General features: G+C 65.1%; 15 protein-coding genes, 1 pseudogene and 1 riboswitch. Of the genes and pseudogenes, 10 read left to right on the forward strand and 6 right to left on the reverse strand.

The genetic code is table 11. The features are described from left to right. The 9 genes from V7Q81_RS03095 to V7Q81_RS03135 all read left to right on the forward strand — a co-directional run. Positions 1-1,406 (forward strand): amylo-alpha-1,6-glucosidase (locus V7Q81_RS03095; RefSeq protein WP_333840258.1); only part of this gene is annotated, 1,406 nt, incomplete at its 5' end. 392 nt (positions 1,407-1,798) lie between these two features. After that, a riboswitch (Fluoride riboswitch) is annotated at positions 1,799-1,871 on the forward strand. Between the two features lie 103 nt (positions 1,872-1,974). Then, positions 1,975-2,361, forward strand: a complete 387-nt coding sequence (gene crcB, locus V7Q81_RS03100) for a fluoride efflux transporter CrcB (protein WP_333840260.1) — start codon at positions 1,975-1,977, stop codon at positions 2,359-2,361. Between the two features lie 19 nt (positions 2,362-2,380). After that, positions 2,381-2,749 (forward strand): DUF190 domain-containing protein, encoded by a 369-nt coding sequence (locus tag V7Q81_RS03105; protein WP_333840262.1) that lies wholly within the window; start codon positions 2,381-2,383, stop codon positions 2,747-2,749. Beyond that, positions 2,746-3,966 carry a cation:proton antiporter gene (locus V7Q81_RS03110; RefSeq protein WP_333840263.1) on the forward strand — a complete coding sequence of 407 codons (1,221 nt, stop codon included), beginning with the start codon at positions 2,746-2,748 and terminating at the stop codon, positions 3,964-3,966. The genes V7Q81_RS03105 and V7Q81_RS03110 overlap by 4 nt, the downstream gene beginning before the upstream one ends. Further along, positions 3,963-4,379, forward strand: coding sequence for a universal stress protein (locus V7Q81_RS03115; protein WP_333840265.1), 417 nt, complete (start codon positions 3,963-3,965; stop codon positions 4,377-4,379). The genes V7Q81_RS03110 and V7Q81_RS03115 overlap by 4 nt, the downstream gene beginning before the upstream one ends. 15 nt (positions 4,380-4,394) lie before the next feature. Further along, positions 4,395-4,862, forward strand: a complete 468-nt coding sequence (locus tag V7Q81_RS03120; protein WP_333840267.1) for an HAD family hydrolase — start codon at positions 4,395-4,397, stop codon at positions 4,860-4,862. Positions 4,863-5,002: 140 nt separating this feature from the next. Further along, positions 5,003-5,371 (forward strand): HEAT repeat domain-containing protein, encoded by a 369-nt coding sequence (locus V7Q81_RS03125; protein ID WP_333840269.1) that lies wholly within the window; start codon positions 5,003-5,005, stop codon positions 5,369-5,371. A gap of 51 nt (positions 5,372-5,422) precedes the next feature. Then, positions 5,423-6,667 (forward strand): MFS transporter, encoded by a 1,245-nt coding sequence (locus V7Q81_RS03130; protein WP_333840271.1) that lies wholly within the window; start codon positions 5,423-5,425, stop codon positions 6,665-6,667. A gap of 52 nt (positions 6,668-6,719) precedes the next feature. Continuing rightward, positions 6,720-7,898 (forward strand): putative sulfate/molybdate transporter, encoded by a 1,179-nt coding sequence (locus V7Q81_RS03135; protein WP_333840273.1) that lies wholly within the window; start codon positions 6,720-6,722, stop codon positions 7,896-7,898. Here the strand turns inward: V7Q81_RS03135 and V7Q81_RS03140 are convergent. Next, positions 7,888-8,502: a hypothetical protein gene (locus V7Q81_RS03140; RefSeq protein WP_333840275.1), complete on the reverse strand. Its 615-nt coding sequence runs from the start codon at positions 8,500-8,502 to the stop codon at positions 7,888-7,890. The two genes, V7Q81_RS03135 and V7Q81_RS03140, sit on opposite strands and share 11 nt — an antisense overlap. Positions 8,503-8,682: 180 nt before the next feature. Between V7Q81_RS03140 and V7Q81_RS03145 the strand changes: the two are divergent. After that, positions 8,683-8,961, forward strand: a pseudogene (locus V7Q81_RS03145) (MerR family DNA-binding protein); the annotation flags it as partial. A gap of 58 nt (positions 8,962-9,019) precedes the next feature. Here V7Q81_RS03145 and V7Q81_RS03150 read toward each other — a convergent pair. From V7Q81_RS03150 to V7Q81_RS03170, 5 genes are all read right to left on the reverse strand, one after another. After that, entirely contained in the window at positions 9,020-9,370 is a 351-nt protein-coding gene (locus tag V7Q81_RS03150; RefSeq protein WP_333840277.1) for a P-II family nitrogen regulator, read from the reverse strand. Next, positions 9,367-12,489, reverse strand: coding sequence for an efflux RND transporter permease subunit (locus V7Q81_RS03155; RefSeq protein WP_333840279.1), 3,123 nt, complete (start codon positions 12,487-12,489; stop codon positions 9,367-9,369). The genes V7Q81_RS03150 and V7Q81_RS03155 overlap by 4 nt, the downstream gene beginning before the upstream one ends. Before the next feature lie 9 nt (positions 12,490-12,498). Next, positions 12,499-13,713 (reverse strand): efflux RND transporter periplasmic adaptor subunit, encoded by a 1,215-nt coding sequence (locus V7Q81_RS03160; RefSeq protein WP_333840281.1) that lies wholly within the window; start codon positions 13,711-13,713, stop codon positions 12,499-12,501. 33 nt (positions 13,714-13,746) lie between these two features. Beyond that, the gene (locus tag V7Q81_RS03165; protein ID WP_333840282.1) at positions 13,747-15,030 is read right to left on the reverse strand and encodes a TolC family protein; all 1,284 of its coding nucleotides are present in this window, start codon (positions 15,028-15,030) and stop codon (positions 13,747-13,749) included. 67 nt (positions 15,031-15,097) lie between these two features. Next, positions 15,098-15,454 (reverse strand): hypothetical protein, encoded by a 357-nt coding sequence (locus V7Q81_RS03170; RefSeq protein ID WP_333840284.1) that lies wholly within the window; start codon positions 15,452-15,454, stop codon positions 15,098-15,100. Between the last annotated feature and the right edge of the window lie 54 nt (positions 15,455-15,508).

Raw genomic sequence — 15,508 nt, forward strand, 5'->3', positions numbered from 1 at the left:
CCGCCGCGGTAGAGACCTCCAACAACGTGTACAACGAGGTCCTATGCCGCTCGATGTCCGACATCACGATGCTTATGACGGACACGCCCCAGGGACCTTACCCGTACGCCGGCATCCCGTGGTTTTCCACCGCCTTCGGGCGCGACGGCATCATCACGGCGCTCGAGCTGTTGCTGATCGACCCGGAGATCGCGCGCGGGGTGCTGCAGTTTCTGGCAGCTCACCAGGCGACGGACGAAGATCCTCGCGCGGATGCCGAGCCGGGGAAGATTCTGCACGAAACCCGCCAGTGCGAGCTGGCACGGCTTAAAGAAATCCCTTTTGCTCGATACTATGGTTCGGTCGATTCGACGCCCCTGTTCGTGGTCCTCGCGGGCCTTTATTGGGAGCGAACGGGAGACAAGGACACGCTTGAGCGCATCTGGCCCCACGTCAAGGCGGCCATCGAATGGATAGACCGATATGGAGACCGGGACGGTGACGGTTTCGTCGAATATGCCCGTAAGTCTCCCACAGGACTCGCCAACCAGGGTTGGAAGGACTCCGAGGACGCGGTGTTCCATGCCGACGGGACGCTGGCCCGGGGTGCCATCGCCTTGGTGGAAGTGCAGGGCTATGTTTATCTCGCCCGCCGGCTCGCCGCCCGCGTGGCCCGGGCGCTGGGGGAGCCGAATGTCGCCGTGCGCCAGGAAAACCAGGCGGAGATTTTGCGGCAACGGTTCGAAGAGCGGTTCTGGTGCGAGGAGCTCGGCCTCTATGTCCTGGCCCTCGACGGAGACAAGCGGCCGTGCCGGGTACGCACTTCCAATGCCGGGCAGGTCCTCTTCTCCGGCATCGCCAGCCCGCCGCGGGCGGCCCGTGTTGCGCGGGCCCTCTTCGGGAGCGATTTCTTTACCGGCTGGGGGATTCGCACGGTAAGCTCCCGGGAAGCGAGATTCAATCCCGCCTCCTACCACAACGGATCGGTATGGCCCCATGACAATGCCTTGATCGGCCTGGGGCTGGCTCGCTATGGCCACACGGATCAAGCGATCCGGCTCATCGAGGCCTTGTTCGAGGCGGCGACCCACATGGACCAGCGGCGCTTGCCGGAGCTGTTCTGCGGCTTCCGCCGCAAGCGTGACCGGGGGCCCACCCTCTACCCGGTAGCGTGCGCGCCCCAGGCTTGGGCGGCAGCGGCGCCTTTCGCCCTGTTGCAGGCGTGCCTGGGGTTCGAATTCGACGCCGCTTCCCGGGCACTGCGCCTGCGCCATCCCCGCCTTCCGGAGTTTCTCGACTGGGTTCGCGTGCGCAACCTGCGCATCGGCGAGACTCGGATCGACATCCTGTTGCGCCGCCACGGCACAGACGTGGCAGTGAACGTGTTGCAGCGGAGCGGACCCGCCGAGGTGGAAGTCATCCTCTGAGCCACGGCGCGCGCCCTGGGGAAATTTCCTTCCCTTCTTGCCTTCTCGACCCTGAAGTCGATCCCAGGGTTTAGGCTGAAATTTCTCGGCAGTTCTTGTTTGTTTTCGGACGAGCGTTTTGCCAACCCATGTAGCACGAGCTCCATCGCCCGTTCCGGGACCGGATAGAGGGCCCTTGAGTGATCGCCTTGTGTTGTTCATCGTCGCCGGCTCGCGGTGATGATCCGGATGCTCGCGCCCGGGGATCTCGGCCGAGTGGTGTGTATGCTACCGCTTACCGTCGCGCCCCAGGCTCGCCGGCTGAGGAAGAAAGCGCCCGCCATCCTGATTCGCCCACAGCCGTGTAAGTGCTCGGGGTCCTGTTGCCGCAGGGTAGACTCCGGGCGTATACTTTTTGATGCGGAGATGGCATTCCTCCTTTAACCGCCGTCCTCTTTGTGGCCGGCTGATGATGCCTACGGTTGTTTCCGGAAGCGTTCGGAACGCGTAGGCTCATCTGAAATCTCCGAGCTTTTTGGCCTGCGCCCAGCGCTCCGGTCTACCAAGAACCCGATAAGAAAGGAGCGCCATGGGTACGTCCAACTTCGCTGCCATCAGTGTGGGTGCCTCGCTGGGGGCTTCGTTGCGCTGGTGGCTGGGCCATCGGCTGAATCCCGTCTTTCCCACCCTCCCTCTCGGCACCCTGGCTGCCAACCTGCTTGGCGGCTTCCTGATCGGCGTCGCCGTTGCCTTCTTCAACAAACATCCCGGCCTGTCGCCGCAGATGCGGCTAATGGTTATCACCGGTTTTCTGGGCGGTTTGACAACTTTTTCTACTTTCTCTGCCGAGGTCGTGTCCTTGATCGGTCGCGGCGAATATCTCTGGGCGCTCGGGGCAGTGGGCTTGCACTTGCTCGGCGCTCTGCTGCTGACCGGACTGGGTATTTTGAGCGTTCAACTGGTGTCGGGTGTGTAATTCGATGGAGGAAGTCACCATGGAAGGGTCGTTTCTCCGCTTCTACGTGCACGAGAACGCACGCCACCGCCACCGCCTCCTGTGGGAGTGGCTGCTCGAAGAGGCCAACCGCATGGGCATCCGCGGCGGCTCGGCGTTTCGCGCCATGGCTGGCTTCGGGCGGCACCACGTGCTGCACGAGAACCACTTCTTCGAGCTGGCCGGCACCCTCACCGTGGAGGTGGAGTTCATCGTCACGCCGCAGGAGGCGAGGCGGCTGCTGGAGCGCATCGAGCAGGAGAAAATCCGGGTCTTCTATGCCCACATCCCAGCCCGCTTCGGCGTGCTCAACCCCGACGAGGAGGACCCGCCGTTCCTGGCTCAGGCGTCGCAAGGAGAGAAGCCATGACCGAAACCTGGGCGCTCGCAGCTTTATGGCTCGGGCTGGCACTTGCGGCAAGCCTCCTTTCTATCTGGCTGCGCGTCGCAACCGCCCTGTCCGAAATCGTAGTAGGCACCATCGCCCAGCTCTTCATCGGCGCCGCGGCTGGCACCGCAGCCTTGGGGGCGGATGCCTCGTGGATCAAGTTCCTTTCCGGTACCGGAGCCATCGTGCTCACCTTTCTCGCGGGCGCAGAGCTCGATCCCGAGGTCTTTAGGCTTAAATGGAAGGAGGCGGCCGCTGTCGGTCTAGCAAGCTTTTTTGTCCCTTTTTTGGGCTGCGCTGCCGCCGCCCGATGGCTTCTGGGCTGGGATCCGTGGGCAAGCTGGCTCGCCGGCATCGCCATGTCCACGACCTCGGTGGCCGTGGTCTATGCCGTAATGCTGGAGTTCGGCTTCAACATGACTGATTATGGCAAGACGGTACTCGCTGCCTGTTTCGTGACCGATCTGGGCACGGTGCTGGCCCTCGGGCTCATTTTCGCTCCTTTCACCTGGAAGACACTGATTTTCGTCGGTGTCGGCACCCTTGTGTTTTTTGTGCTGCCCTGGCTTACCCCGCGCTTTTTCCGGCGCTATGGCAACCGGCCCTCGGAGCTGGAGGCGAAGTTTCTGCTTTTCTTCTTGTTCGGCATGGGAGCGCTCGCCGTTTGGGCCGATAGCGAGGCAGTGCTCCCCGCCTACTTGATCGGCATGGTGTTGGCGGGCACCGTGGGCAGGGATCATGCCTTGGTGCGGCGCCTGCGCACGCTCACTTTCGGTTTGCTCACCCCATTCTATTTTATTCGTGCCGGCTCTTTCGTCTCGTTGCCAGCGCTGATGGCTGCCCCGGGAGCGTTTCTTTTGTTGCTGTTCGTGAAGATGGGGACCAAGTTTATCGGCGTGTTCCCGGTAACCAAGGCTTACGGTGCACCGGGGAAGGAGGCGACCTACACCACGCTGCTTATGTCGACAGGGCTCACCTTCGGCACCATCTCGGCGCTGTTCGGATTATCGCGCCAGATCATCGACCAGGCGCAGTACTCGGCCTTGGTGGCCGCGGTCATCGGCAGTGCTGTGATCCCGACCCTGATCGCCAACGCCTTCTTCTTTCCGCATCACCATCTGCACCTGAAAAAGGAAGTTAGTTCCCAGGAGGACACAACCGTGGCTGGCACGAAGGCAAAATTGGAGGCAAAAACATGATCAAGAAAATCTTGTTGGCCTACGATGGTTCCGAGCCTTCCACCAAGGCGTTCGCCATGGCGGCTGAGCTGGCGAGCCGCTATCAAGCCGAGCTCTGCGTATTGACGGTCGCCCAAGTGCCGGAATTCGGCGAGGACGTGGAAACTGAAGCAGTCATCGAGCATTCGCGCGACTACCATCAGAGCCTGCTCGATAAGCTCAAGCAGCAGATCGATCGACAGGGGATCATGGCGTCGCTGCAGATCGCGGTCGGACATCCGGCGCAACAAATCCTCGAATACGCCGGGCGGCAGGCCGTGGATCTGATCGTCCTTGGTCACCGTGGCCGGGGTGCGTTCGACCGGTGGCGGCTGGGCTCGGTTACCCACCGGGTGATCAGCTACGCGGAGTGCGCCGTCCTGGTGGTGCGCTGAGGAAAGACTTTTGCTGTGTTGAGAGTTGACATCCCCGATTTCGCCACGGTAGAGCTCATGCATCTCGTTTTGGATTACAACGGCACGCTGGCCCTCGACGGCGAGCTTTTGCCGGATGTGCGCGAGCGTCTGCAGCGGCTGTCCGCTGCGCTCAGCATCCACGTGGTGACCGGCGACACCTTCGGCACGGCCCGCGCACGCCTGGCGGGGCTTCCGTGTCAATTGTCGATCCTGCCGCAGCGGGGCCAGGCCGAAGCGAAACGAGTCTACGTGGAGCATCTCGGCGCCGGTTGCGCCTGCATCGGCAACGGCCGCAACGATCATCTGATGTTGAAGGCTGCAGCGCTGGCAATCGCTGTTGTGCAGCAGGAAGGCGCTTGGGGAGATACCCTGACGAGCGCGCAGGTCATCGTGCGGGATATTCGCGACGCCTTGGATCTACTTCTTTATCCTCAGCGACTGGTAGCCACCTTGCGAGGCTGAGCCGGTGGGTTTGGACACTTCCTCTATTTGGGGTGAGGGGAAGACGCCTCTCGCCAGCCGCACGTGATCGTAGAGGCCGGGAGACTGGACTGGAGCACGTGGAACGACAACCCTGTTTTTGCCTCGAATGCTTCGCTCTGATGCCGGCCGAAGCGCGGGTCTGTCCCCACTGCGGAGAGGATCAAGAGCGACTGAAGGAAAGGGACTACCGCGCGAGGCTCCTGCACGCCTTACGACACCCGTTGTCGGAGGTGCGCATGCGTGCGATCATCGCCCTCGGCTGGCAGGGCGAGCCGGACGCGGCCTCGGCCCTGGTGGACTGTGCCTTGCGCCATCCGGTGGACGTGGTTGAGGGGTTAGAGATCGTCCGGAGCCTGGCACGGATAGAGGGCCGGCACCCCGGAGTGGGGGCGCTTGAGCGCTTGCTCGAATTGCATCCCGCCCATGCGGTCCGCGCGGCGGCATTGCGGGCTTTGGGAGGAGAAGCGCCCGATACGGAATCCAAATAAAATAAAGGAACAGGGATCTCCATGGAATCTGCGCAACAAGAAAAACCACCCATGAAAGCCGCTGCACCCGTTCGAAGCATTGCCAGCTCTGCCGGCCCTGGCATTCCGCCCGCCATCTGGGCGCTCGGCTTCGTCAGCCTCCTCATGGACATCTCCTCGGAGATGATCCACAGCCTGCTGCCGGTCTTCCTGGTGACGGCCGTGGGTGCCAGCGCCGTCGTGGTCGGGCTGATCGAGGGGCTGGGGGAAGCGACCGCCCTGATCGTGAAGGTGTTCTCGGGGACGCTTTCCGACTACTGGGGAAAGCGCAAGCCCCTGACCCTCCTGGGCTACGGGTTGGGAGCGCTTTCCAAACCCTTGTTCGCCCTGGCGACGAGCGCCGGCCTGGTCCTCGTCGCGCGGCTCATGGACCGGGTGGGCAAGGGCATCCGCGGAGCGCCGCGAGATGCGCTGGTGGCGGACATCGCGCCCCCCGAAGTGCGCGGGGCGGCCTTTGGTCTGCGCCAATCCCTCGACACGGTGGGGGCCTTTCTCGGGCCCCTGCTCGCCATGGGGTTGATGCTGCTGTGGGCGAACGATTTCCGGGCCGTGTTCTGGGTGGCCGTCATCCCCGGGTTTCTGGCGGTGGCGCTCCTCTTCTTCGGCGTGCGGGAGCCGGAACGGCAGGCGGGGCAGGGGATCGTCCATCCGATCCGCCGGGAGAGCCTGCGCCGGCTGTCGGCCGCCTACTGGTGGGTGGTGGCGATCGGCGCCGTGTTCACCCTGGCGCGCTTTTCCGAGGCGTTTCTCATCCTGCGCGCCCAGCAGGGAGGATTGCCCGTGGCCCTCGCGCCCCTGGTGCTGATCGGCATGAACGTGGTCTATGCGGCTTCGGCCTATCCCTTCGGCAGGCTTTCCGACCGGATGAGCCACACCCGACTGCTGGTACTGGGGCTTTCCATCCTGATCGGCGCGGACCTCTCGCTGGCGTATAGCCACCACTGGGGCTGGGTAGGGACCGGCATCGCTTTGTGGGGCTTGCACATGGGCATCACCCAGGGGCTCTTGGCGACCATGGTGGCCGACGCCGCGCCGGCGGAATTGAGGGGCACCGCCTACGGCTTCTTCAATCTGATGAGCGGCCTCGCCATGCTCCTCGCCAGCGCTTTGGCGGGGCTGCTGTGGGACCGGTTCGGAGCTTCGTTCACGTTTATCGCGGGGGCCGCTTTCAGCGCCCTCGCCCTGACGATCCTCCTGGTCCGGGGCAGGCGTCCGACGGCCCGAAACGGGGACGCCTTCCGCGATTCCCCTGTTTGACCGGATGCACCGTCCTCGAGCGGTTCGGGAACGAGCCGGTTAAAATCTCTGCATGAAACCCATCGAGAAGTCCGACTCCGCCTCCGCGCCGGAAGCTGTCCGGGGCAACCGCTTCGACCGCCTGGAATGGGCCGGGGCGTTCGGGGATCTCGGGACGCTGATCCCCTTCGTCGTCGCCTACATCGGCGTCCTGAAGATGGATCCTCTTGGAATACTCCTCGGGTTCGGGATTCCGATGCTGGTGTGCGGCGCCTACTATCGCACCCCGTTCCCGGTGCAGCCCATGAAGGCGGTGGGGGCCATCGCCACGGCCCAGGCGGCCCAGACCTTCGTCGTTACGCCCGCGGCGGTGTACGGCGCATCCCTGGTCACGGGGCTCGTCTGGCTCGCTCTCGGGCTTACCGGTGCCGCCGACCGGGTGGCGCGCCTGGTGGCTCGGCCGGTAGTGGTCGGGATTGTTCTTGGCCTGGGCATGAGCTTCATGCTGCAGGGCGCCAAATGGATGTCGAAGGGATGGCTCCTGAGCGCTTTCGGGCTGGCGGGGACCGTGCTGCTGCTCACCAACCGCACGTTTCCCGCCATGTTCGCGCTGCTCCTGTTCGGGTTCGGCGCGGGCGCAGTGCAGAGCCCGGAGCTTATCGGAAGCCTGGTGGAGGCGCGGCTCGAGCTGCGACTGCCCTCGTTCGCCCTTTCCGGCCTGACGCTGGACGCCTTCCTGATCGGCGCCGTGTTCCTGGCGCTGCCTCAGGTTCCCCTCACCCTGGGCAACGCCATCATTGCCATCACCGAGGAGAACAACCGCCTGTTCCCCGACCGCAAGGTCTCCGAGCGCACGGTGGCCACTTCCACCGGCGTGCTCAACCTGTTCGGCGCTACAGTGGGCGGTGTGCCCATGTGCCACGGCGCGGGCGGAATGGCCGGGCACGTGCGCTTCGGCGCCCGCACCGGCGGCGCCCTCATCATCCTCGGCGCCCTTCTCACGGTGCTCGGGTTGTTTTTCAGCGGCTCGGTGGAGGCCCTGTTCCGCCTGCTGCCGCAGCCGATCCTCGGCGTGATCCTGTTCCTCACCGGCGCCCAGCTCGCCCTCGGGGCGTGCGAATTCAGCCGCGACAAGCGGGAGCGGTTCATCACCCTGGTGACGGCGGGGCTCGCGGTGTGGAACGTGGGGCTCGCTTTCGTTGCCGGCATGGCCGCCCACGCTATCCACCGCCGCGGGTGGCTCAGGCTATGAGGAGCTTCCTCGCTCCACTGCGGCTGCTGCAGGTGGGTTGATCGAGGACACGGTTGTGGGCACATCGGTTGCCGACAGGAGCCACAGCGCGTTGGCGACCACCAGCAGCGACGCGCCCACCAGCGACGGCGATGGTCATGAGCAGATTCATGTCCGGTCGCAGCTGCCTCGCGGCGTGCCACGCTTTGACGATCACGTAGCGTCCGCCAAGCAGGATCGCCAGCGCGTAGGCGGCCATCACCGGAAGTGGCGTTGCGTTGGCCTCGTGGCCGCCGGGCAGCCGCAAGGCCTCGTGGAGCCCGCCCGCCCACAAGATGTCCAGCACGAAGCCCGCCGCCGTAGCGATCCCGCTCAATGCGGTGAGCCACGCCTGTGCGGAGTGGCGTCGGGTGTCAAAGCCCGCCGGTGGTGCGCCAGGGGACAGGCGCTCGGCGCGCATCCCGGTCCGCGCAACGGCCTCGAGGATGACCCGATCCGGCACCTGGGATGCGCTCTCCGCCACGGTCATGCGCCAGTTGATCACGTCGAAGGCGAGCCGGTCCGCGCCGCCGACTACCGGACCGACAGCGGCCTGCAACGCCTGGACTTCGTCAGCGCAGTCCAACCCCTGGACCCGGAACGTGCGTCCGGGTGCGGGCTCGGGGTGGCCGCCTGTTCCGGCCGTTACGATTTGGCAGCGGTCGGTACCGCAGCTTTGCGGTCCGCGGACCTCTGGCGGATCCGGGAGTCTCGTGCCGAGCCTCTGGTGTGGCATTCGACCCCCGGGCGCCGGCCGGGAACTTTGTTCATCCGCCACAGCCGGGAGCTGGGATTCCCGTTGCCGGCGATCCGCGAGCTGCTGCGGCTTGCCGATCACCCCGAGCAAACGTGCACTGTTGCCGACCGCATCGCGCGGGAGCAGTTGGAGCAGGTGGAGCGCCGTATCGGGCGGCTGGTTGCGCTCCGGGAGGAACTGAACCGTATGATCGCCCAATGCGCCGGCGGCCAGGTGGCCGATTGCCGCGTGATCGAAGTGTTGGCCGATCACCATCAGTGCTTGCACTCGGACCATTGCGCCAGTTGAACACCGCCCCGGGCGTGTGGCGCTCCTTCCCGATGCCAGGCGGGCAAGGTGCGATGGCTTAAACGCGCGCGCCGCTGATACGCACGGCTTGCTCCACCGCGCTCACCAGGACCCAGCCCGCCTCCTGCTGCCCGGTTCGCCCGTACTTTTCGATGAGATCAACGATGGCCGAGGCGTCGTCGTCCCTGCACAGAAGCTCAAGCTTGGCCTCGCGGATGACCGACCGCGCCAGTTCCATCGAATATCGCTGTTCGGCGGAGTCCAGCGCGCGCAGCAGGCTCTCGGTATGGGAAACGTTGAGGTTGTGGCATGCGGCCGGGCCCCCCGAACCGAGGTAGCCCGCATCGCTCAGCGCCTGGATCACATCGGCGACCCGGTTCAAGTGAACGAAGGCCTTGATCTCTTTCATGGCTGTCCTCCGTTGGCGTTGTCGTTGGTCATTGCCTCTTGCCGCCGCTCGCGCCAAGTTTCGACCCATTCGTAGGCGAGCGGCAGTATCAGCAGGGTGAGGGTGGTGGAGGTGAAGAGACCACCCACCACCACCGTGGCAAGCGGCCGCTGGGTCTCCGCGCCGACTCCTTGCGAAAGGAGCATCGGAATCAGGCCGAGGATCGCGACCGACGCGGTCATCAGGACCGGCCGCAGGCGCAGTGCTGCACCCTCGCGTACCGCTTCGCGCACGGAATAGCCCCTGCGGCGCAGCTCGTTGAATAAGGAGACGAGCACGATGCCGTTGAGCATCGCCACGCCGAACACCGCAATGAACCCAATCGCCGACGGTACCGAGACGTACTGCCCGGTCACGAAGAGCCCGAACACCCCGCCGATCACCGCAAACGGCACGTTGGCGATGATGAGCGCCGCGTAGGTGAGCGAGTTAAACGCCGTGTACAGCAGCACGAAGATGAGCCCGATGGTGAGCGGGACGATGACTGCCAACCGAGCGAGCGCTCGCTGCTGGTTCTCGAAGGCGCCACCCCACTGGATCCAGTAGCCCTCCGGCAGATCGACCTGGGCCAGGATCTTGGCTTGCGCCTCCCGGACGAAGCCGTCCACGTCGCGTCCCCGAACGTCCATCTGCAACACTGCGTAGCGGCTCAACTGCTCGCGCCGGACGAAGGTGTAACCCTCGTCGGTGGTCACCGTGGCGAGCGCCGATAGGGGTACCAGGGCACCCTCGCCAGTGCGCACAGGGACGCTTTCGATGGCACGAACGCTGTTGCGGAACGGCTCATCCAGCCGCACCACGATGTCGAAGCGGCGGTTGCCGTCGATCAGCGTGCTCACCGCCTCGCCGCCTATGCCCGCGCGGACCACCTCCAGCAGCTCGTCGGCGTTGATGCCGTAGCGCGCGGCTCGGTCGCGGTCCACTTTCACCACCACCTGCGGTTTGCCCTTGTTGGCTTCCAGCGACAGGTTGGCGATCCCGGGCACAGACTCCAGCACCGGCTTTATTTGTTCCGCCAGGCGGTCAAGCATGGCCAGCTCGGGCCCGTAGACCTTCAGCGCCAGGGTCGCGCGCACGCCCGAGATCAGCTCTTCGACCCGCATCTGGATAGGCTGTGTGGCGGAGAATACCACCGTGGGAATTTCCTTCTCCAGGGTGTCGCGCATGCGGTCGGAAAGTTCCGGCATGCTCAGCTTTTCGGGCCACTCACTCTGCGGTTTTACCTCCACCAGCACCTCCATGTAGTTGGCGTCCGTGGTTTCGCCTTTCTCGGCTCGGCCGATGGTGGCGACCACCGACGTAGTCTGGGGAAAACGTTCCCGGAGGACAGCGCTCATCTGCCTGGACACGCGCACCGATTCCTCCAACGAGGTCGACGGTATGCCGGTTACGCGAAACATGATGGCGCCCTCCTGCAGGGTCGGCATGAACTCCTTACCGAGGAAGGGGAAAACGGCCGCCGCCGCAACCAGCAGCGCCAGCCCGATCCCGGCCACCACCCGCTTGCGATCGAGGGCCCACTGCAGTAGAGGCAAGTACCCCGCCTTGGCCCAGCGCATCAGTGCAGTCTCCCGCTCGGCGCTAGGCTTGAGCACCAGGGACGAGAGCACCGGCACCAGCGTCAGGGTGAGGAGCAGCGACCCTGCCATGGCGAAGCTGATGGTATAGGCCATGGGCTTGAACAGCTTGCCCTCCAGGCCTGTCAGCGAAAACAGCGGCAGGAACACCACGATGATGATCAGGATGGCGAACGCGATGGGGTTGGCCACTTCTCGCGCCGCCTCCAGGATCACGTGAGTGCGGTTCAACTGCCTGCCGCCTAAATGGGCGAGCAGCCGGAAGCTGTTTTCCACCATCACCACGGCGCCGTCCACCATCATGCCGATGCCGATGGCGAGGCCGGCCAAGGACATGAGATTGGCGGAAAGGCCGAAATGCTGCATGAGGATGAAGGCGATCAGCATGGCGAGCGGCAGAGTGACGATCACCACCAGCGCAGAACGCAGCTCGCCAAGGAACAGAAAGAGGATGATCGCCACCAGCACCGCTCCTTCGACCAGCACCCGCTCTGCAGTGGAGAGCGCTTTTTCCACGATATCGGTGCGGTCGTATACCGGGTTGATGGCGACGCCCGCGGGGAGCGCCTGCTTGGCCAGGGCGAGCTTCTGCTTCACCGCATCGGCCACGTTCTTAGCGTTTTCCCCGATGCGGGCAAGCGCGATGCCAAGGACCGTCTCCTCGCCGTTGCGCGTAACCGCGCCGAAGCGCAATGCCGGTCCCTCTTGGACCCGCGCCACGTCCAGCACCCGGATCGGGATGCCTTCCCGTTCGGCCACCACGATGCTCTCGATGTCCGCGACGGAGCCCACCAGGCCTAGGCCGCGAACCAGGTACTGTTCCCGTCCCAGGTTTACGTACTGCCCGCCCACCTGGCGGTTGTTGGCGGCGAGTGCCTCCATCACCGTCCTGAACGTGAGGCCGTACTTGATCAGCTTGCGCGGATCGATCAGCACCTGGTACTGCCGTTCGAACCCACCCCAGGACGTCACGTCGTCGACACCGGGCGCCGTGCGCAGCAACAGCCGGACGCTCCAGTCGTGCAGCGTGCGAAGGTCCATTGCGGAAAGCTTGCGGTCCGCAGATTCGACCGTATACCAGAACACCTGGCCCAGGCCGGAGCTGTTGGGACCAAGTTCCGGTTCCCCGTAGCCAGGCGGGATTCGCCCCTTGGCGTCCTGCAGGCGCTCGTTCACCAATCGACGGGCGAAATAGATGTCCACGTCGTCGCGGAAATACACGCTGACGTAGGACAGGCCGAACAGCGAGACCGAGCGGATGTACTCCACCCCGGGAAGACCGGCCATGGACGTTTCGATCGGGATGGTAAGCAGGTTTTCCACGTCCTCGGCGGCAAGGCCCGGCGATTCTGTGTAGATGTTGACCTGGTTGGGGGTGACGTCGGGAAAGGCGTCCACCGGCACCTGCTGCCAGGCGCGTGCGCCGAGAAAAGCGATCAGCGCAAACCCGAGCAGCACCAGGACGCGGTAACGCAGGGAGAGGTCGACGATGGCATTCAGCATGGCGGCTCCTCAGTGGGCGTGGCCTTCGCCGAGCTGCGACTTGAGCATGCGGGCTTTCAGCGCGTAAGCTCCCGCCACTGCCACCTTCTCCCCGGGCGCGAGGCCGGAGGCGATCAGCGTTCGGCCGCCGATGCGCTCGCCGGTCTCGACGGTGCGCGCCTCGAAGCCTTCGCCCTCCTCGACGAACACGGTGGGCCGCCCTTGCACCAGCACCACCGCTTCGTCGGGCACGCTGAGGCCTGAGCGCCGGCCGGGGGTTTCGATGGCGGCGCTGGCGAACATGCCGAGCTTCAGGCGGCCGTCCCGGTTCGGGACTTCGATCCGCACCTTTACCGTGCGTGTTTCCTTGTCCAGCACGCTGTCGATGTAGGCGATTTCCCCGCGGAATGATTCTTCCGGGTAGGCGGCGACCATTACCACCGCCGGGGCACCGACGCGCACCTTGGCCAAATCCCGCTCGAAGACGGCGGCCTCGATCCACGCGACCGACAGGTCGACGACGGTGAAAAGCACCTTGTCCCTGGCCACTACTTCGCCCATCACGGCCGACTTCTCCACGATCATTCCGGCGAATGGCGCCAGCACCGGCGCCACCGAAGTCCCGGCGCCTTCCTCCTTGGGCGAACCTCCCAAAAGGCGCAACCGGTCTTCGGCAGCGCGCAGGGCCGCGCTCGCCTTCTCCAGGTTACCTTGGGCTTCGAGGAAGCCCTTCTCCGGGATAACCTGCTCGGTGCGGAGCTTTTCGGCGCGCTGGAATGCTGCCAGCGCCACGGCATGCTCGCTCCGCGCCTGGCGCAAGGCGGCGTAGGCGTCGCCCAGTTCGGCGCTGTCGATGAGTGCCAGCGCCTGGCCGGCTCGCACCCGCTCGCCGAGGGCGGCGTTCACCTTGACGACACGCCCGCCGACCTGCGGCGTCACCAGGGCGTAGCGCTCGCGATTAGGGCGGATGGTGGCGGTGACAGTGAGCGTTTCGCTCACCTTTCCCTCGGCCACGGCTTCGACCCGAACACCGGCCTTTTTCCGCTCCTCCGCGGAGAGCTTGAGCACGTTTTCCCCGATGTGGGCGTCACGGCTTTCCCCATTGTGTGCTTTCTCATCGGCGTACCTGCCGGTAGGTGACGAAACCGTGGTATCGGCGGGACGGTTCTCGCCACAGGCGGCGAGGGCGAGCGATGCGATGAACAGGGCCAGCGCCGCGGCGGGACCCACGAAGTTCGGTTTCATGGGGTGCTCCAAGGGAAACAGTGTTCGAAATGGTCAGCGGCCGGACAGCGAGGGAATCCCGGCTGCACGTGCGAGCTCAGCCTGTACCAGGCGCAGCTCGGCCTCCGCTTCCAGCAGCTCGCGGCGGGCGTCCAGCGTCTGACGGTTCACCAGCAGCAGCTCGACCAGCCCGATTTCCCCCGCTTCGTAGGCCTTGGCGGAGAGCCGCTGGTTCTCGTCCAGGCTCGGCAACACGGAGCCGGCAAGGCGATCGACCCGGGTGCGCAGGCTCTGCAGCTTGCTCCACAGGGCGCTCACTTCCGCCCGGGCGTCGCGCAGCGCGCGACGGCGCTCGATCTCGACCTGGGTCAGCTCCGTCGTGGCCCGGCCGATGCCTGCCTCGTTGCGGCGAAACAAGGGCAAGGGAATCGAGAGACTCAGGCCGTTAATGCGTTCGCGACTCGTGTTCGAGCTTTCGCGCTCGGTGAATAGCCCGACGGTAATATCCGGATACACGCTCGCGCGCTCCAAGGACAGGCGGCCCCGGGCGGCCCGTTCCCGGTGTCCCAAGACCCGCAGGTCGGGCCGCTGGGTTGCGGCGTCGAGCAATTCCCGGAGGGTATACGCCGGTGGAGGCGTGGACAGATCTCCGACCGCCTGCGGTGCCACTCCTTGGGGAAGCTGCAGCGTCGCTGCCAGCTCGGAGCGGGCGTCGATCAGTTGTTCCTCCAGCATGGCAATCTGGTTCCGCGCCCGTTCCGCTTCCACGCGGGCGAGATTTCCCGCGAGGCGGCTGTCCTCGCCGGCAGCGACTCGCCGCTGCGTCAGCCGGGCGGCGTTTTCTATTAGCTCGAGTGATCGCTGCTCGAGCGCCAAGCGTTCTTGGAGCGCGAGCAGCTTGAAGAATCGTTGCTCCACCTCGGCCAGGATCCTGCGGCGCACGGCTTCGACGTTTTCCTTCGCTTCTGCGAGCGCCGCCTCGGCCGCCTGGCGCCGGTAGCCCTGCTGTCCGGCGATCTCGAACGTCTGGGCGATGCCCAGTTGCCACTCGCGGACCTTTTCGTCGGCTAACCCGGGCACTGGCGTGGTCCGCCAGCGGTGCTCTCCGGAGAGTTCCGGGTTGTTCCGTAGCGGTGCATCGGACTCCGTCTTCTCTCCTTCCGCTGCCCTGAGGGCAGCCTGCGCTGACTGCAAGGCGGGGTTAGTCCGTTCGGCGAGCTCGATGGCCTGATCAAAGGTGTACGTTTCGGCCGCCGCCGAAGAGGCGGCAAGCGCAAGGGCCAGCGCAAGCGCCGCCGTAGCGCGCGGCAGCCGCGCGCGGGTATGGGTGTCCACCATGGGTTTCCTTCGCGAGCTCGGCACGCGCGCCTACGCGCGCAACGCCGCGGTTCACAAACTGGAACGGCTAGGCTCGGAAGAAGGTACGGGGAGGTCGGTAAAGGCCCTTGGGCGAGAGACTAGGAATGAGGGAAGACGGGCCCATTGCGGGCCGGGCCGTGGGCAAAGGCGCGGTGGCTATGGGGCCAATGATCACCGGCTGCCCCAGGAAATGAAAGCCGAGATGGCTAAGGCAAGTGTCGTAAACGTTTCCGTTGAAACGATCAGGCGCCGCGGGATCAGCTTTGCTCCCAGCGTCTGGAGCGAGTCTCCACGTTTCCAGCGGCTGCTCCAGCGCCGCCGCCGACAGCTGCGGAGCAGAAGCCAGCAGATTCAGTAGAAGGGCAAAAATGAACGACCAGATGGTCGCGACCTTGTACTTCATGGGTGCCAGAGTATACCGATAGAAACTCGGCGGGGCAAGCCAGAGTATACCGAT

The organism is Pelomicrobium sp., assembly GCF_036803785.1.
GTDB lineage: Bacteria > Pseudomonadota > Gammaproteobacteria > Burkholderiales > UBA6910 > Pelomicrobium.